Source organism: Pedobacter boryungensis (genome assembly GCF_013204825.1).
GTDB lineage: Bacteria > Bacteroidota > Bacteroidia > Sphingobacteriales > Sphingobacteriaceae > Pedobacter > Pedobacter boryungensis.
On record NZ_JABMKV010000002.1, the window covers coordinates 974,798 to 992,106 of the forward strand.

The 17,309-nt window shown below is 34.0% G+C and carries 17 protein-coding genes; 7 read left to right on the forward strand and 10 right to left on the reverse strand.

What is annotated here, in order from left to right:
• Positions 1-34 precede the first annotated feature (34 nt).
• From HQN85_RS10940 to fabG, 3 genes are all read left to right on the forward strand, one after another.
• Positions 35-406 (forward strand): four helix bundle protein, encoded by a 372-nt coding sequence (locus HQN85_RS10940; protein ID WP_173272079.1) that lies wholly within the window; start codon positions 35-37, stop codon positions 404-406.
• Positions 390-1,490 carry an agmatine deiminase family protein gene (locus tag HQN85_RS10945; RefSeq protein ID WP_173272081.1) on the forward strand — a complete coding sequence of 367 codons (1,101 nt, stop codon included), beginning with the start codon at positions 390-392 and terminating at the stop codon, positions 1,488-1,490. Before HQN85_RS10940 ends, HQN85_RS10945 begins: the two co-directional genes overlap by 17 nt.
• Before the next feature lie 469 nt (positions 1,491-1,959).
• Positions 1,960-2,703, forward strand: coding sequence for a 3-oxoacyl-[acyl-carrier-protein] reductase (gene fabG, locus HQN85_RS10950; protein WP_173272083.1), 744 nt, complete (start codon positions 1,960-1,962; stop codon positions 2,701-2,703).
• 76 nt (positions 2,704-2,779) lie between these two features.
• Here fabG and HQN85_RS10955 read toward each other — a convergent pair whose 3' ends face one another.
• On the reverse strand, positions 2,780-3,517 hold the full coding sequence (locus HQN85_RS10955) for a L,D-transpeptidase family protein (RefSeq protein ID WP_173272085.1): 738 nt from the start codon (positions 3,515-3,517) through the stop codon (positions 2,780-2,782).
• 70 nt (positions 3,518-3,587) lie between these two features.
• On the opposite strand from HQN85_RS10955, the gene HQN85_RS10960 reads away from it, so the two are divergent.
• Complete coding sequence (locus HQN85_RS10960) at positions 3,588-5,672, forward strand: hypothetical protein (protein ID WP_173272087.1); 2,085 nt, start codon at positions 3,588-3,590, stop codon at positions 5,670-5,672.
• Complete coding sequence (locus HQN85_RS10965) at positions 5,672-6,283, forward strand: trimeric intracellular cation channel family protein (RefSeq protein WP_173272089.1); 612 nt, start codon at positions 5,672-5,674, stop codon at positions 6,281-6,283. Before HQN85_RS10960 ends, HQN85_RS10965 begins: the two co-directional genes overlap by 1 nt.
• Here the strand turns inward: HQN85_RS10965 and HQN85_RS10970 are convergent.
• The 7 genes from HQN85_RS10970 to carA form a co-directional block, all read right to left on the reverse strand.
• On the reverse strand, positions 6,280-6,777 hold the full coding sequence (locus tag HQN85_RS10970; protein ID WP_173272091.1) for a hypothetical protein: 498 nt from the start codon (positions 6,775-6,777) through the stop codon (positions 6,280-6,282). The genes HQN85_RS10965 and HQN85_RS10970 overlap by 4 nt on opposite strands.
• Positions 6,778-6,868: 91 nt before the next feature.
• Positions 6,869-7,168 carry an FtsB family cell division protein gene (locus HQN85_RS10975; RefSeq protein WP_173272093.1) on the reverse strand — a complete coding sequence of 100 codons (300 nt, stop codon included), beginning with the start codon at positions 7,166-7,168 and terminating at the stop codon, positions 6,869-6,871.
• A 155-nt stretch (positions 7,169-7,323) separates the two neighbouring features.
• Positions 7,324-8,619 carry a phosphopyruvate hydratase gene (gene eno / locus HQN85_RS10980; RefSeq protein WP_173272095.1) on the reverse strand — a complete coding sequence of 432 codons (1,296 nt, stop codon included), beginning with the start codon at positions 8,617-8,619 and terminating at the stop codon, positions 7,324-7,326.
• 156 nt (positions 8,620-8,775) lie between these two features.
• Entirely contained in the window at positions 8,776-9,339 is a 564-nt protein-coding gene (locus HQN85_RS10985; protein WP_173272097.1) for an NADPH-dependent FMN reductase, read from the reverse strand.
• Positions 9,340-9,381: 42 nt separating this feature from the next.
• Complete coding sequence (locus HQN85_RS10990) at positions 9,382-10,476, reverse strand: ABC transporter permease (RefSeq protein ID WP_173272099.1); 1,095 nt, start codon at positions 10,474-10,476, stop codon at positions 9,382-9,384.
• 44 nt (positions 10,477-10,520) lie between these two features.
• A complete protein-coding gene (locus HQN85_RS10995; RefSeq protein WP_173272101.1) occupies positions 10,521-11,288 on the reverse strand; it encodes an ABC transporter ATP-binding protein in 768 nt (255 codons plus the stop codon).
• 154 nt (positions 11,289-11,442) lie between these two features.
• A complete protein-coding gene (carA, locus tag HQN85_RS11000) occupies positions 11,443-12,555 on the reverse strand; it encodes a glutamine-hydrolyzing carbamoyl-phosphate synthase small subunit (RefSeq protein WP_173272103.1) in 1,113 nt (370 codons plus the stop codon).
• A gap of 327 nt (positions 12,556-12,882) precedes the next feature.
• On the opposite strand from carA, the gene panB reads away from it, so the two are divergent.
• Together panB and HQN85_RS11010 are read left to right on the forward strand one after the other, a co-directional pair.
• Positions 12,883-13,698, forward strand: a complete 816-nt coding sequence (panB, locus tag HQN85_RS11005) for a 3-methyl-2-oxobutanoate hydroxymethyltransferase (protein ID WP_173272106.1) — start codon at positions 12,883-12,885, stop codon at positions 13,696-13,698.
• Positions 13,699-13,701: 3 nt separating this feature from the next.
• On the forward strand, positions 13,702-14,400 hold the full coding sequence (locus HQN85_RS11010; RefSeq protein WP_173272108.1) for an RluA family pseudouridine synthase: 699 nt from the start codon (positions 13,702-13,704) through the stop codon (positions 14,398-14,400).
• A 105-nt stretch (positions 14,401-14,505) separates the two neighbouring features.
• Here HQN85_RS11010 and HQN85_RS11015 read toward each other — a convergent pair whose 3' ends face one another.
• Both HQN85_RS11015 and HQN85_RS11020 read right to left on the reverse strand, forming a co-directional pair.
• Positions 14,506-14,976, reverse strand: a complete 471-nt coding sequence (locus HQN85_RS11015) for a hypothetical protein (protein WP_173272110.1) — start codon at positions 14,974-14,976, stop codon at positions 14,506-14,508.
• Positions 14,977-15,208: 232 nt separating this feature from the next.
• On the reverse strand, positions 15,209-16,663 hold the full coding sequence (locus tag HQN85_RS11020) for a glycoside hydrolase family 30 protein (RefSeq protein ID WP_173272112.1): 1,455 nt from the start codon (positions 16,661-16,663) through the stop codon (positions 15,209-15,211).
• Positions 16,664-17,309: the final 646 nt, after the last annotated feature.

Here is a 17,309-nt window from a genome sequence, read left to right on the forward strand (position 1 = left end):
AGAGCAAAGTCATCCCGATCTAAAACAAATAGATATGGCTTTTAAATTTGAAAAACTTAAAGTTTGGCAAAAAGCGCTAGACTTAACCGACGAAATTGATAAATTAACAAAGACTTTTCCAAAGGAAGAACTGTTTATTCTAACTTCACAAATTAAGAGAGCAGCAGATTCGATTCCTTTAAATATAGCTGAAGGAAGTACTGGACAAAGTAATGCAGAATTTACTAGATTTCTTCGTTATGCTTTGCGATCTGATATTGAAGTAGTAAGTTGCTTATATATCGGAAAACGTAGAAAATATATAACAGAAAAACACTTTTTAGAATTATATAAATCTTGTGAAGAGGTTTTGTTAATGATAAATGGTTTAATAAAGTCATTAAATAATAATGTCAGAACACCATAAAAGTAATACATCTAATCTTTCGGACTTTCAGACTTCCGGACTTTCCGACGTATCTAAAACGCCAAAGGCGCAGGGCTATCACTTTCCTGCAGAGTGGACTAAACATGAAGCTACTTGGTTAAGCTGGCCCCATAAAGAAGAATCTTGGCCAGGTAAGATTGAGACCATATATGAGCCTTATTGTCAATTTATAAAGATTGTTGCTACAGGCGAAAAAGTACGTATTAATGTAAGAGATGAAGCAATGAAAGCATCTGCTATTGCTCACTTACAAAAAGTTGATGCTGATTTATCTCAAATAGAATTTTATTTTAATGAGAGTAACGATGCTTGGTGCAGAGATCATGGACCTGCATTTGTAGTAAAGGGAAATAAAAAAGCAATAATTGATTGGGGTTACAATGCTTGGGGAGGAAAATATCCACCATTTGATTTGGATGATATAATACCGACAAAAATTGCAAAGCAGTTTAATCTCCCACTGTTTATGCCCGATATTGTAATGGAAGGTGGCTCTGTAGAATTTAACGGAGCAGGAACAATTTTAACAAGTACTGCTTGCTTGCTAAATGAAAATAGAAATCCTCATTTAAATAAAGAACAAATCGAAACGTATTTAAAGGAATTTTATGGCGCAGGGCAGGTATTGTGGGTAGGAGATGGAATTATTGGAGATGATACTGATGGCCATATCGACGATATTACTCGTTTTGTAAATGAAGATACTGTTTTAACGGTTTTAGAAAGTAATCCTTTGGATGAAAATCACATCCTATTACAAGAAAACTACCAAGCATTAAAGGAAATGAGATTGCCTGATGGAAGACCATTAAATATCATCAAATTGCCAATGCCTTCCCCAGTGATACACGAAGATACACGCTTGCCAGCATCTTACGCAAACTTTTATATCGCAAATGCTGCGGTTATTGTACCCACATTCAGAGACGTAAATGATAAAATTGCACTTGAAATTATTCAAAAAGCTTTTCCCGATAGACCAGTTGTTGGTATAGATTCTACCGATATTATTTGGGGATTAGGAAGTTTCCATTGTTTAAGTCAACAAGAACCAGCGGTTTAGTTTTAAAGGTTTTGTCATCCTGAGCCTGTCGAAGGACTATAAAGTGTTTCGACAAGCTCAACATGACTTGGTCTAAAAAAATGATTTTTACGTAATTTCCAATTATTAAAAACTTCTTATGCAAGCCATATATAACTACTTTGTTTATATTTTAGAATGTTCGGATAAGAGTTATTATGTAGGTGTAAAAAATGACTTGGAGATAAGGTTAGAACAGACAATAATGTTGAAAATCCAAGTTCTTATACTTTTTCTAGAAGACCAGTTGTATTAAAATATTATCATAGATTTGATTATATAAATCATGCTATAGAATTCGAGAAGCAAATAAAGGGTGAAGTAGAAACAAAAAGGAGGCTTTATTTAAGGAAGATTGGGATGAAATAACTAGATTATCAAACCTTAAAAACAAAAAATAGATTATATCTTTGGTCTTCGACAAGCTCAGACTGACATTAATTATAAACTAATGAAATTACTAGAAGGAAAAACAGCACTAATTACAGGTGCTTCAAAAGGAATAGGTCGCAAAATAGCCGAAAAATTTGCAGAACAAGGTGCTAATGTTGCTTTCACTTATTTATCATCTATAGAGAAAGGACAAGCTTTGGAACAAGAATTACAAAGTTTTGGAACAAAAGTTAAAGGCTATCGTTCTGATGCTTCTAAATTTGATGAAGCTGAACAATTGATAAATGACATTGTAGCAGAGTTCGGTACGATTGATATTGTAGTTAACAATGCAGGTATTACAAAAGACGGTTTGTTAATGCGGATGACAGAAGAAAATTGGGATGACGTAATGAATGTTAACCTTAAATCTATCTTTAACGTAACCAAAGCGGTTTCTAAAGTGATGATGAAAGCTCGCAAAGGTGTTTTCATTAACATGAGTTCTGTAGTAGGTGTAACAGGTAATGCTGGTCAGGCAAATTATGCAGCTTCAAAAGCAGGTATTATAGGTTTCACTAAATCTGTTGCTAAAGAATTAGGTTCTCGTAACATTCGTGCAAATGTGGTTGCTCCAGGTTTTATTCGTACCGAAATGACCGAAGTTTTAGATCCAGCAGTTGTGGCAGGTTGGGAAAAAGATATTCCATTAAAACGTGCTGGTGAAACAGAAGATATTGCTAACGTTTGTGTCTTTTTAGCATCAGATATGAGCGCTTATGTAACAGGACAAACATTATCTGTTTGCGGCGGAATGCTGTAAAAAGTTAAAATGAATTTAAAGTTGAAAGGTTGAAATGTTTTAGATTCAGAACATTTCAACCTTACAACATCTATAGCTACTTCACCACATAATTTCCGTTTACCTGATCAACTGGTACTAAGTTTTTATCTTTATCAAATACTGTATATCCCTTTTGTAAGGTCTGCCAAAAAATAGCTTGTTGAGGAAACTGAATACTATATTTTTTGAGGTTAGCATCAGTCATTTTAAACGGATAAATGTTCACGGGGATTTCTTCTTGTCCACCATTGCGAGCTTCAACTGCTAAAACATAAACTTCTTTAATCTTTTCATCTGTTAAAGGAATGCAACCCACAGTTACACAATTGCCATGAATGTAAATATCTCCACCAGTTTTATTGCCTTTTCCAGTTCTTATTGCATCAACTTTGTTGGGATAATCAATACCTAAAGATAAATGATAACTACTTTCTGGATTAAACACATTAATTTTATAAAAACCCTCTGGAGTTTGTAAATCACCTTCCATTACTTTTGGACCTAGTGTTCCAGAATGTTCACAAAAATCATAGGTTCTAAATAATTTATAACGGGTTTGATTCGATGTTTTTAACCAAACCTCCAATTTTCCTTCAGCTTTAAAAGCTGCTATATAGAGATTGAAATTTCCATAAAATCCTGCACTTTGTAAGTCAGATTGTAGTGATCTCCATTTTTCCGCATATGCATTTTTAACACGTTCAAATTTTAATTGATTTTGCTTAAAAGTACTTTGAGCAAATGCAGGTGTGGTCATCATAAAAATGAGCATTAACTTTATAACTATTTTCATTAGTGTATCTATTTTCGCTAACAAATTACGTTGATTTTTTTAGAAAATTAGCATCTTTACGTTTAAGCTTATGGATAATTTTTTTTCCGCTTCTTCAATTTTTGCTTTCATTAGCTGCCTTTTATTAGGTTGTTTATATGCTTGGCTTTTATATCGAAAAAATCAAAATCTTGAAAGGAATTTAAAATATACACTTACAGCCTTAAGGGTACTCACAATTGCAGCTATTGCATGGCTGTTTTTCGCACCTCTAGTAAAACTGATTTCCTATACGCCAGAAAAACCAATTATTGTTTTAGCACATGATAATTCTATTTCTGTTGCTCAAATTGAGCCAGTAGGATTTAATAAACGTAAATATCAACAAGATTTACAAGAATTAGCAAATCAACTTTCTACCAAATATGAAGTTAAAACATACAGTTTTAGTGACAGTGTTAAAAGTGGATTAAACTTTTCTGGAAATGGGAAATTAAGTAATGGATCATTATTGTTTAATCAATTAAATGATGAATTATTAAATAGAAATGTAGGTGCGGTAATTTTGGCAGGCGATGGTATTTTTAATCGTGGGGGTAATCCATTATATGAGTTAAATAAAATAAAAGCGCCTATTTACACCGTTGCATTAGGGGATACCATACCAAAACGAGATGTTTTAATTGCTAATGTAAGCTATAATAATTTAGTGTATTTAGATAACGAATTTACGTTGGAGGTACAGCTGCAGGCCTATGAAAGTAAAGGGGAAACAACTCAACTTTCGGTGTTAGAAAATGGGATTAAAATCAAAGAGCAAAGCGTATCAATAAACTCGAATAGCTTTGTGAAAGATGTGCAGGTAAAACTAAAGGCAAGTAAAATCGGGATACAAAAATACACCATTAATTTATCTCCCTTAAAAAATGAAATTACGACGAAAAACAATAGTCAAACTGTTTTTATAGAAGTAATTGATGCTCGACAAAAAGTTTTAATCGCTGCTGCGGCTCCTCATCCAGACATTACGGCTATAAAACAAGCTATTGAATTAAATAAACATTACGAAGTAACAGTTGCATTGGCAGATGAATTGAATACAGTCGATGCAAATAAATATAGTTTAGCCATTTTATATCAATTACCTAGTACTGTAAATACTAATACAGCTTTAGTTAATAAAATACAAGAAGCAAAATTACCTTTATGGTATATTATCGGTGCCCAAAGTAATATAAGTGCTTTTAATCAGGTGCAAAAAGAGCTTAATTTTAGTAGAATTAATGGCTCATTACAAGAGGTTTTTCCTTATCCTGATGCTAATTTTACAGCTTTTAATTTAGATGCAAATTCTTTAAAACAATTGAACGATTACGATCCATTGCAAATGCCGTTTGCAAGTTTAAATATAAATGGAAACTACACATCAGTTTTAAATCAACGCATTGGTAAGGTGAATACGCAAAATCCATTGTTATTTTTTATGGATGATAATGGTAAGAAAATAGGTTTTTTACTAGGTGAGGGGATATGGAAATGGAAATTGGAGGAAGCGAAAAATGAGCAAAGTCTTCCATTATTTAATGAATTGATTACTAAAACGGTTCAATATCTTTCTGTTAAGGATGATAAACGAAAATTTAAAGTGTACAGCACAAAAAGCACTTTTGATGAAAATGAAAATGTTGTATTAAACGCAACTTTATACAATGATGCTTACGAATCTGTAAACACACCAGATGTAAATGTTCAAGTTAAAAATAATGATGGTAAGACCTTTAATTACACATTTTCTAAATTCGGAATTGCTTATCGATTAGATGCGGGTACTTTGCCCCAGGGAAATTATACCTATGTTGCTAGTACTGCTTTAGGCGATAAGAAATATAAAGATTCTGGTGCTTTTTATGTAAATGCGTTAATCGTCGAATATCAACAAACCACCGCCAACCATCAATTATTATATACGATGGCAAAACAAAGCGGAGGTAAAATGATTATGCCAAGCAATTTGTTAAGTTTGGTTAATGAACTTGAAAAAAGTGGACAATTAAAAACGATAAGTTATGAAGATCGTAAATACGAGGAACTCATTAATTTGAAATGGTTATTTGGATTAATTGTACTTTTATTGAGCGTGGAATGGTTTTTAAGAAAACGTAATGGAGAAATATAATGGATGTTAGTACTACCTATCTCATCGAAATATTAGGGACAATCTCCTTTGCAATTTCGGGTTCTTTTGCGGCTATGCAAAGACGATTAGACCCATTTGGGGTACTAATAATTGCATTTGTAACATCTATTGGAGGAGGAACAGTTCGCGATTTACTACTTGGTGATACACCAGTTGCTTGGATGAGAGATGTAAATTATTGCTTGCTAATATTAGTAACTTCTTTACTCACTATATTTTTTAAAACACAAATTAAAAAATTTAAGGTTACCCTTTTCTTATTCGATTCATTAGGACTAGGCTTATTTACCATGGTTGGCGTGCAAAAAGGAATTGTTTTTGGATTAAGTCCAGGTATTTGTGTAGCGCTTGGAACAATTACGGGATGCTTTGGTGGTGTAATTCGTGATACCTTGCTAAATACTATTCCTTTAATTTTTAGAAAAGAGATTTATGCGACTGCTTGTATTTTAGGTGGTGTTCTTTACTTCGCGTTACTCTATTTTAATCTGAAAACAGATATTGCTAAAATAATGGTAATTGCCTTCATTTTTACCTTAAGGATAATTGTTGTGCGCTATAAATTAGCATTGCCAAAATTTGGGTATTAATTGTATAAAAACTCTTCCAGTTTACCTTTATGATTGGCGTCGTTTAATTGCCAAAGCTCTTTAGACCAACTCTTTTTGTCTTCTTGTTTGTCCAAATAGGGAAGAACTAAACGCATAGCTCCTAAAGCAAGTCCTTTTTGATCTTTAATAGTACTATTTTCCAATGTGAATTTGGTTAATCCAGCCATGTACATTAGCATCAAATCAGAATCAGTGTTAAAGTAATTTGTTTCTTTCTCGCCAAGAAAAAAAGTATAGTCAAGAGTGCCATTCATCCATTTAATTAAAAACTGACCAGCTTCTGTTCTAGAAGTGTTTTTTTTATTAATTGGCGTATCAAATAGGTAGGTAGTAACTTTTAATACTGTAGGTTCAGCATCTTTAAAATGAGCGTTTTTGTTTAACTTAATATGCTTTAAGTTGGGTAATTCTTGCGAATAAGAATAATAAATGCTTGTGAAAAACAATAAGAAAAATAAGCTAATTTTTTTCATAACACCCTTGCAGAGTTAATTTATATTCTTTTAATACGAATATAAAGTATTACAATGAAAATAGTTGTGAAATGTTTGATTAACCTGTTGGTTATTTTTTTGCGTCGTCTTTAACAATTACAAAGACATCTTCATTGTCCTTTTTCATGAAGTATTTTTCACGAGCGAATTTTTCTGCTGTCACTAAATTACTATCTAGCTCTTTCAAATCTTTTTTAACGGAAGCCGTTTCTTTTGTATAAAAATCTTTCTCTTCTTGTAATTTATGCACTTCTGCACGATATTCATATTGTGAAAGCATATCATTTTTATCAAAAAACAGCATCCATACGGCAAAAGCTACAATAGCTAAAAAGTATTTATTTCGCAAGAGTTCTAATAACCGTTTCATCAGCGCAAATATATAATTAAATAAAAACATCCGAAGGTTTTAAATCTTCGGATGTTTTGCAAATGTGTTTATCAACTTGTTAACATTGTCGACGTTATTTTAGCTCTCAAATGAGCTATCTTCGGCAATTATAGCAGGATATAAATTGAATGCTATTATTTTTTAGCGTATTTGAAATTTCTACCAATAAAGCGTGCTGCAGCACCTAATTCTTCTTCAATACGTAATAACTGATTGTATTTTGCAATCCTATCAGAACGCGAAGCAGAACCAGTTTTAATTTGTCCACAGTTTAAAGCAACAGCTAAATCTGCAATAGTAGTATCTTCAGTTTCACCACTTCTATGACTCATTACAGAGGTATATCCACTATTTTGAGCTAAACTTACCGCATTAATAGTTTCTGTTAAAGAACCAATTTGATTCACCTTTACTAGAATTGAGTTTGCAGTATCCGTATCAATACCAGTTTGTAAACGTTTAACGTTAGTTACAAATAAATCATCACCAACTAATTGAACCCTATTGCCAATTTTCTCAGTTAACGTTTTCCAGCCAGCCCAATCATTTTCATCCATACCATCCTCAATAGAAATAATAGGATATTTTACAGAAAGATCAGCTAAATATTGTGCTTGCTCTTCGCTTGAGCGAATGGCGCCTTTATCACCTTCAAATTTCGTGTAATCGTATTTTCCATCTTTGTAAAATTCAGATGAAGCACAATCTAGTGCTAAACAAATATCTGAACCTGGTTTGTAACCTGCTTTTTCAATCGCTTTCAAAACAGTTTCAATCGCATCTTCTGTACCTTCAAAAGTAGGAGCAAAACCACCTTCATCACCTACAGCAGTAGATAAACCTCGGTCGTGTAAAATCGCTTTTAAATTATGGAATACTTCAGTTCCCCAACGTAGTGCTTCAGAGAATGAAGGTGCACCAACAGGCATAATCATAAATTCTTGAAAAGCAATTGGAGCATCAGAGTGAGAACCACCATTAATAATATTCATCATTGGAATTGGTAATGTATTTGCATTTACACCACCAACATAACGATATAAAGGTTGTCTGCTTTCTGCAGCAGCAGCTTTTGCAACTGCTAAAGAAACACCTAAAATTGCATTTGCACCTAAATTTCCTTTATTTTCAGTTCCGTCCAAGTCAATCATTAACTTGTCGATTAAGTTTTGTTCAAAAACATCAACGCCTTGTAACGCTTGAGCAATTTTGGTATTTACATTTTCAACAGCTTTTAAAACACCTTTACCCATATAGGTTTTCTTGTCGCCATCACGCAATTCAACTGCCTCATGTTGACCAGTACTTGCTCCTGATGGAACTGCTGCACGACCCATTTGGCCATTTTCTGTAACTACTTCAACTTCTATTGTTGGATTTCCTCTAGAATCAAGGATTTGTCTTGCGTGGACATCAATTATTAAACTCATTTTATTTTGGTTTTGATTAAATAATCCCTTAGTGTAAAAAGTACAATTACCTAGGACATTTTCAAAGTTAAAATAATTTTTAAATTATAAGGAGGGTTACGCTTTATTTTTTAATAAATGGAAGAAAATCAAATGTATAGACAAAATTAATCCTACTTAATTGTCATCCATTTTATGTTTTGCATCAACCCAATACAGTAATTCATTTACAAAAACTGCAGCTCTTTTATCTGTTCCCACTGGATCACTTGGTATACCATTTTCATCAAATGTTTTTTCTACCGTAGCTACTGGAAACATTGCTGGAATTGTCAATGCTCCAATTTTCCATAAACTAAATTGTAAGGATGTAATGACTTGTGTACCAGCAAAGGCACCTGCAGAAACTGTTGCAATGGCAATAGGTTTGCGTTTCCATTCTGCATACAATAAATCAGTTACGTTTTTTAAACTAGCAGGATAACCACCATTATATTCTGGAGTTACAATAATTACACCATCTGCTTTAGTTATTTCTTCTGCAAAGGAAAGCATAGCTTCCGAAGGGTCAGAAATGAATCTTAATCGCTCTTCAAAAATTGGAAAATTATACGCTTTTAGGTCAATGATAGTGACGTTCGCTAACTTATTTTCTTCTAAATAATTTTTAAAATATAAAGCAACGCGATGGCTATTTCGGCCATGTCTAACGCTGGCAGATAAAATTGAAATATTTTTCATGGGAATAATTTTTAAGCCTAAGATACGATTAGGCTTTTAAAATTAAGATTCCCACTTGAAGGTTTTAACGGCTACAGCATAAATTCCGATCCCCCAAATTAACATGACTAGCAATTGGTGTTTCACATCCCAAAGGTTTGAACCTTCAAAAGCTACCTTACGCATTGCATCATTTAAATAGGTTAGGGGCAAAGCTCTGCTTATTGGCTGTAACCAAGTTGGAAATGCATCAATAGAAAAGAAAGTACCTGATAATAAAAATTGGGGTAACGTAATGATATTAGATATAGGAGGGATTGTACTTTCACTTTTTGCTAAACCAGAAACAACGAAACCGAAGCCCATAAATACAACTATACCCATTGTTGCTAAGACGAGCATATTTATCACAGTGACCGCCCCATTAATAAGGGTAAAGTTAAACGCAAAATGCCCGATTAAAATAATAAATAAAGCGCCTAATAAGGCAAAACCAATACGAGCCATACCTTCCCCCAATACAATGCTTGAGCGCTTTACTGGTGTAGCAAAGAAACGTTTAATCACTAAATTTTGACGTAAACTAAAGAACACGAAGGCAGTACCAAATACTCCTGTGCTCAATAAAGAGAAACCCAATTGTCCTGGCAAGATAAAATCTATTGTACGATATAAACGACCATTTACTGTACTTGCTCTAATTTCTGTAACGTTTGGCTTTAAATTCTGAGTGTTTAAATTATAAGAAAGCTCGTTTAAAACCGATTTTAAAATATTGCCTTTATCTAAAGATGCAGAGGTATATTTAACATTTGTAAAATAGGCTGGTAGGTGAGCAGGGTTTTTTTCTACATCAATTACTGCATCAAAATCTCCTTTCTCTAAACTTTTATTGATGCTTGCCAAATCTCCATTTTTAGTTAGCCTAATGACAGAAATTTTTTCTAATGCAGCTATAATTGGATTTTGTAAATCTGAACCTGGTGCTACAGCGACATCAATCTTGGTGCCTCCACCACCTAAAAACCCGAAGACAAGAATAAAAATTAAGGGAAAAGCTAAGGTGAAAACTACAGCAGATGGACTGCGCATAATTGATCTGAAACTTGCTTTTGCTAATGCTAAAGTGGCTTTTGTGTTACTATATGAAGTTTGCATTGTTTAAGATTGAAAGGTTAAAATACTGGAATGTTTGGGTTTGATTAATCTTCACGCCACTCTTTACCGGTTAAATTGATAAATACATCTTCCAAATTTGCTTTTTTTACTTCTTTTTTGCGCTCAAAACCACCTGCAATTAAATTATCTATCAATTGATCTGGCGTATCTAAAGCAATAATTTGCCCTCGTTCTACAAAAGCAACACGATCACATAACTGCTCTGCTTCATCCATATAATGAGTGGTAATTACGACTGTAGTTCCGTTGTTGCGAATTTCAGTAATCAAATCCCATAGATTTCTACGAGCTTGCGGATCTAAACCAGTTGTTGGTTCGTCCAAAAAGATAATTTTTGGTGAGTTGATAAGTGTAGTTGCAATAGAAAAACGTTGTTTTTGTCCGCCAGATAAAGCTTTATATTTTGCTTTAGCCTTATCTTGCAAGTTTACTTTAGCCAACATTTCCATTGGTTTAATGCTTACACCATATAAACCTGAAAATAATTCGAGCAACTCTACTAAATTCAAATTAGGGTAATAACCAGCGGCTTGTAATTGAACACCTATAATTCGTTTAATTGAATTTTGATCCTTATCAATAGAAAGTCCATCTACAGTTACCTCACCCGAAGTTTTAGGACGGAGCGTTTCAATAATTTCTAAGGTAGTTGTTTTGCCAGCTCCATTGGGGCCAAGTAGCCCAAAGATTTCGTTCTCATAAACATCAAAGGTTAAGCCTTGAACTGCTTTGAAATCATCGTAATTTTTTACCAGGTTCTTCACGCTGATAATGGCGTTTCTATTTTCCATGGGCATAAATGTAAGAAGGTTTAGATGAATAGAAAGTGAATTTTTATTAAAAACATAAAAATGTCGGTGAAATGATGTTTTTGACGGATAAAGGACAACGAAAAAGAGCAAAGACATAATCTTTGCTCTTCATTTATTCTTGTTGTTTAATAAGTTACCAAACTAAATCACCTTTGATTAAGCCAACAAAATCATCAAATAAATAGCGAGAATCATGCGGACCTGGCGAAGACTCTGGGTGATATTGTACAGAGAATGCTTTTTTACCTTTTACTCGAATACCTTCTATCGACTGATCGTTTAAGTTGATGTGTGTAATTTCTACTTTATCAGATTTTCTAACTTCTTCTGGAATAACACCAAAACCGTGATTTTGAGAAGTCACTTCACAATGATTTTTAATTATATTTTTAACAGGGTGGTTTAATCCACGATGTCCGTTAAACATTTTCATGGTTCCAATCCCGTTTGCTTCAGCTAATAACTGATGACCTAAACAAATCCCGAATAAAGGTTTATCTGCCGCTAAAATAGATTTAACTGTATCAATTGCATATTCCATTGCTGCTGGATCTCCAGGGCCATTTGAAATAAAATATCCATTTGCACCCCATTTGTCCATTTCATCAAATGTTGTTTTGGCTGGATATACTTTTACATAAATATCTCTATCATCAAAGTTTCGCAAAATGTTTTTCTTGATGCCTAAATCTAAAGCAGCAATTTTATAATTAGCATCTGGATTACCGTAATAATAAGGTTCTGTTGTAGAAACCTGAGAAGAGAGCTCCAATCCATCCATGTCTGGTACCTCGGCTAATCTCTTTTTCAATTCTTGTAAATCAGTAATTTCTGAAGAAATGATAGCATTCATTGCACCCTTATTACGAATGTGGCGAACCAGTGCACGAGTGTCAATTTCTGAAATACCAACAATATTCTCATTTTGGAAGTTGTCTTGTATTGATTCTGATGCTTCTTTTCTACTATAAAGAATGTTGTAATTCTTACAAACTAAACCAGCAATTTTTATAGATCCCGATTCGATTTCTTCTTTATGCATTCCATAATTACCAATATGTGCATTGGTAGTTACCATAATCTGACCAAAGTAAGAAGGATCTGTAAATACTTCTTGGTAGCCTGTCATGCCTGTATTAAAGCAAATTTCGCCAGTAGTAGTGCCTATTTTACCAGCTGCTTTGCCATAAAAAACGGTGCCATCGGCCAATAACAAAATCGCAGGTAACTTGGTGTAGTTAGTCATGTGTACAATAAATATGGAAGGTGAAAAAAGAGAAAAAAGAATGGAATTTCGTAACGGTTATGCCGTTTTTGTAAAAAGATAAAGAAATCTGATCGAACTCATTCATTTCAGGATACAAAGTTAGTTTTTTCAATGGTTTTTTCAATATATTTTTTGAAATTTTAATCTGTAAGAAACAATATTTACCACCTAAGACAGATTAGAACATTTAAAAAGAAATCTAGCCAAGTGAGCTCAGGTTTCTAAGATATCAAGTCCATTATTCCTAAAGGTTCTTTCTTCCTTTTACAATAATAAAACCTAATTTTGCTTTACAAAACAAAGAACATGTCTGTAAACAAAGAAATTAAGCGGATTACCACACACATTTTGCAAGAAATGAAACATCGTGGTGAAAAAATCGCGATGCTAACTGCTTATGATTATTCTATGGCAACTATTTTAGATGATGCCGGTTTAGATGTTTTATTAGTAGGCGACTCTGCATCTAATGTAATGGCTGGTCACGAAACTACTTTGCCAATTACCTTAGATCAAATGATTTATCATGCTCAAGGTGTTGTAAGAGGAGCTAGTCGTGCTTTTGTGGTAGTCGATTTACCTTTTGGTTCTTATCAAGGAAATTCAAAAGAAGCCTTAAATTCTGCTATTCGTATCATGAAAGAGTCTGGTGCACATGGTGTAAAATTGGAAGGTGGAGTTGAAGTAGTAGAGTCAATTCAACGAATCATTACTGCAGGCATTCCTGTAATGGGACATTTGGGTTTAACACCTCAATCTATTTATAAGTTTGGAACCTACACGGTTAGGGCTAAAGACGAAGAAGAAGCAAACAAGTTAAAAACTGATATCATCGCTTTGCAAAATGCAGGTTGTTTTGCAGTAGTGCTAGAGAAAATTCCGGCTAAGTTGGCTAAAGAAGTTACAGAGAGTGTAAATATTCCAACTATTGGTATTGGTGCTGGTCCAAGCTGCGATGGGCAGGTGTTAGTCGTAAATGATATGATTGGTTTAACTAAAGGATTTAAGCCTCGTTTCTTACGTCAGTATATTAATTTATACGATGGAATTTTAGGTGCAGCCCAATCGTATATTAAAGATGTAAAGGCAAAAGATTTCCCGAACGAAAAGGAGCAGTACTAAAAAATGTCCATTACAGAAGCAGATATTTTATACGAAGATAACCACTTGATAGCCGTTAATAAACGTGCTGGTGATATTGTGCAAGTGGATGAAACTGGCGATGAACCCCTGGACGAAAAGGTTAAGAAATTTTTAGCCGCTAAGTACAATAAGCCAAATGGTGCGTTTCTAGGTGTTATTCACCGCTTGGATAGACCAGTAAGTGGAGTAATTTTGTTTGCTAAAACCAGCAAAGCATTAGAACGTATGAATGCTGTTTTCAAAAACCGAGAAGTACGTAAAACCTATTTTGCAGTTGTACGGAATAAGCCTGCACGATTGGAAGGTAATTTAGTGCACTATCTCATTAAAAACCCACAAAAAAATTTAGTTGCGGCTTACAATAAAGAGGTGCCAGATAGCCAAAGATCTGAATTAGATTATAAACTGATAGGAGAAGTTGGTGGCTTCTATTTATTGCAGGTAAATCCGTTAACAGGTCGTTCACATCAAATTAGAGTACAGCTTTCTACAATGAATTGCCCAATTGTAGGTGATAATAAATACGGCTATCCTCGTGGGAGCAGAAAAGGAAGCATTTGTTTACATGCTAGACAATTGGAATTTATCCACCCTGTGCAAAAAGAACCAGTTAAAATATTTGCCAAACTTCCAGTTGATGGTTTTTGGGAACGTTTTGAAGGGTTTGAAGTAAGAAAGTAAAAATTTTAAATCGTCATTGCGAGGCACGAAGCAATCTTAAAGCATTTAATAGATGCCTATCTTTGTTAAAGATGCTTCATGCCTCGCAATAATACTGCCTAAAGTTTACTGACAATCTACTTTCGTAAAAACTATAGACTGGCCAAAGGTTAGCTTAGAAGTATCTTTAAACATCATTTTGCCATTTTTCCCTTCCACAACATCTCCAAAACCTTCTAACAATTGATCTCCTTTTTTTAGAAAAGCTACTTGTCTAACTGATTCTTTTCCTTCGGAGTTAAAAGTATATTCGGCTAGTAAAGTATCACCATGAAGTTCTCCCTCAACAATACCATTGTTTTTATCTTTCTCGTATAAATTATATCTTAATTCGCCCGTAGTAATGTTTCCACTAGTCATTACTTTTAATGTGGCGGTATCTTTATCTTTTATGTAAGAATAGCAAAATTGTTGTGTTCCGGCTTGTACATTTGTATCTAAAGCAACTGCATCATTTGCATTTTGTTCGGTTTTATTGCTTTGGCAAGCAACTATAAATCCGGCAAAGCCGATTAAAAGAAAAGCTAATTTTTTCATACTCGTTTTAAATTTCCAGTATTGATAACAGATATAAGAGATAAAGGTTTGATTTATCTAAGAGCTATTGAGGGAGTCTAAAATTATTACATGCATTACGATACCCAATCGAGTTGGGTATGACGTGATTATTGGTTAGCTACTTTGCAGGAAGGGTAACTAATGTTATAAAAGAGAAAGTCCCAGTAAAACCGGGACTAACTCAATCAATCAACAAAATAAAGACGTTAAACTACCATACAAAAGTGCCAACTGCACCACCTGGTAAAGAAGTAGTAACTAGTTTGCCATTATATTTAATGTTAAATGTTTGCCCACTTGTACTTGTATTGCTTACAATTAATACCCGTTTACCATCTGCGGTTTTAAAGGCAACGTTTGCTAAAGTGCTATTTAGCGTAGAACCAATTCGTACTGAACCCGGTCTAACAAACTTTGAGGCATGCGCAATAATATAATAAGCAACATTTCTGGTTACTGCTGGACTAATCGTTAATGCACCCAAACAAGTGGTACAACCGCCATCTGGTGTATGTGGATTGTAATTTGCATCTGCTGCTAAATTCCATTCTAACACATTTCTGCTCCAGTTACGCGTTGCGCCAATAATTAAAGTTGAAACATGCCACTTTAAATCTTCTGCAAAATTGCCTGGTCCGCCAACCCATTGCTCAGTGAAATAGATATTTTTATTTGGGTAGGCTTCGTGAACCTGACTAAGTGCCGAGATGTTGCCACCATATAAATGGAATGCAGAACCATCAACATAAGGATTCGCCGCAGGATCTGCTAAAATAGCCATTGGATAATCTGGACGATCGGCATTATGATCATACACAATAATTTTGGTAGTGATACCTGCTGTTTGAAATGCTGGACCTAAAGCTGTTTTAATAAAGATAGCCTGATCTGCTGCTTCCATGTACATGCTTGGCGTATTGCCTGGATGTAAAGGCTCGTTTTGAATGGTAATGGCATCAATTGGAATGCCTTGCGCTTTCATTGCCTGAATATATTTTACAAAGTAGGTTGCGTAAGATTGATAATAAGCTGGTTTTAAACTTCCACCTTTATAGGCATTGTTAGTTTTCATCCAGGTTGGTGCTGTCCACGGCGAACCTAATATTTTGATATTTGGGTTAATGGCTAAAATCTTTTTCAGGATAGGAACTAAATCTGTCATTTCTGCAGCAATAGAGAAATTATCTTGGTTGATATCCGTTTGCCCCGTTGGTCGTTCGTTGTAAGTAAAAACGTTAGCGCTTAAATCAGATGCACCAATGCTAATGCGCAAATAGCTCACGCCAATCGCCCCATCTTCAGTCGAAAACAATTCTTTCAGTAAAGCATCCTTTTCAGTACTGCCTAAACTATTCAATAAGGTTGCACTTCCACCAGTCAAGGTATAACCAAAACCATCAATTTGCTGAAAGACTTGAGCTTCATCTACTTCTAATGTAGTATAGCTGTTATTGGTAGCTGTAAAGTTCAGGGCAACGTTTTGTTTTTGTAGCAAAGCTGATTTATCTCCTGTGGTTAACCAAAAAGCTACATCGCTGGCAACGGGTGTGGTTACTGGTGGAATAGTAGGATTGCCATTATCGGTTGAAGTCTTGATAGCTTTTTTGCAGGCACAAGAAGCAAAGATGAGAGCGAATGAAATACAGGTGATAGAAAATAATCTCATGAAATTGTGAAGGTTAGATCGAGTTTATTGGTTTTTTAAATTAAACAACCGAAAACTAATCAATATAGTTGAATGATTAAAATTCTTTATTTGATCTCCTTTAGGATGCAATACGCTTCATGCACAAAAGTTTTATTGCAAATTGATTGTTTCTATATATTAAGAAAAGAGGTTTTTATTTATTCTTATTGTTATCTGATACGGTTAAATAACATAAAAATAATTTATCACTATTAATAGATCTTACTGGAAGTAGTGGTTATACTATAGTATAAGTTGTAAAAATTAACCCTTTCTAATCCTTATGTGTTGATTTTATGATAAAATAAGGCACCTAAAAGATGATTTTAAGGAAAAATGCTTTATCCTACATTTGTTCATGTTGAAAATTCGGTCAACGTTCGCGTTCTGCGAGAGAGTTAGGGATGATTTTTTTGGTTGACTGAATTTCAACATTTTTTTCAAATTGATAAATGATAACGATTTTTAAGTATTTATGGTTTGTAAATGTGTTGATGACATGTTTATTTGCTACGCTACTTTACTATGCTTTCGGACATTTTTTATTGACAAACATCCAATCTTATTTCCTGCTCGCTTTATTAATTTTGAATTGTATATTGCTTGTTTCCTGTTTTAAAATAAA

Bases quoted from the DNA above. Each gene is read 5' to 3' on its own strand.
- HQN85_RS10945 (WP_173272081.1), top strand. From the start codon at position 390: ATGTCAGAACACCATAAAAGTAATACATCTAATCTTTCGGACTTTCAG.
- HQN85_RS10960 (WP_173272087.1), top strand. From the start codon at position 3,588: ATGGATAATTTTTTTTCCGCTTCTTCAATTTTTGCTTTCATTAGCTGC.
- eno (WP_173272095.1), bottom strand. From the start codon at position 8,619: ATGAGTTTAATAATTGATGTCCACGCAAGACAAATCCTTGATTCTAGA.
- HQN85_RS10985 (WP_173272097.1), bottom strand. From the start codon at position 9,339: ATGAAAAATATTTCAATTTTATCTGCCAGCGTTAGACATGGCCGAAAT.
- HQN85_RS10990 (WP_173272099.1), bottom strand. From the start codon at position 10,476: ATGCAAACTTCATATAGTAACACAAAAGCCACTTTAGCATTAGCAAAA.
- HQN85_RS10940 (WP_173272079.1), top strand. From the start codon at position 35: ATGGCTTTTAAATTTGAAAAACTTAAAGTTTGGCAAAAAGCGCTAGAC.
- HQN85_RS10955 (WP_173272085.1), bottom strand. From the start codon at position 3,517: ATGAAAATAGTTATAAAGTTAATGCTCATTTTTATGATGACCACACCT.
- HQN85_RS10995 (WP_173272101.1), bottom strand. From the start codon at position 11,288: ATGGAAAATAGAAACGCCATTATCAGCGTGAAGAACCTGGTAAAAAAT.
- HQN85_RS11010 (WP_173272108.1), top strand. From the start codon at position 13,702: ATGTCCATTACAGAAGCAGATATTTTATACGAAGATAACCACTTGATA.
- HQN85_RS11020 (WP_173272112.1), bottom strand. From the start codon at position 16,663: ATGAGATTATTTTCTATCACCTGTATTTCATTCGCTCTCATCTTTGCT.
- carA (WP_173272103.1), bottom strand. From the start codon at position 12,555: ATGACTAACTACACCAAGTTACCTGCGATTTTGTTATTGGCCGATGGC.
- HQN85_RS10965 (WP_173272089.1), top strand. From the start codon at position 5,672: ATGGATGTTAGTACTACCTATCTCATCGAAATATTAGGGACAATCTCC.
- HQN85_RS10975 (WP_173272093.1), bottom strand. From the start codon at position 7,168: ATGAAACGGTTATTAGAACTCTTGCGAAATAAATACTTTTTAGCTATT.
- HQN85_RS11015 (WP_173272110.1), bottom strand. From the start codon at position 14,976: ATGAAAAAATTAGCTTTTCTTTTAATCGGCTTTGCCGGATTTATAGTT.
- panB (WP_173272106.1), top strand. From the start codon at position 12,883: ATGTCTGTAAACAAAGAAATTAAGCGGATTACCACACACATTTTGCAA.
- HQN85_RS10970 (WP_173272091.1), bottom strand. From the start codon at position 6,777: ATGAAAAAAATTAGCTTATTTTTCTTATTGTTTTTCACAAGCATTTAT.
- fabG (WP_173272083.1), top strand. From the start codon at position 1,960: ATGAAATTACTAGAAGGAAAAACAGCACTAATTACAGGTGCTTCAAAA.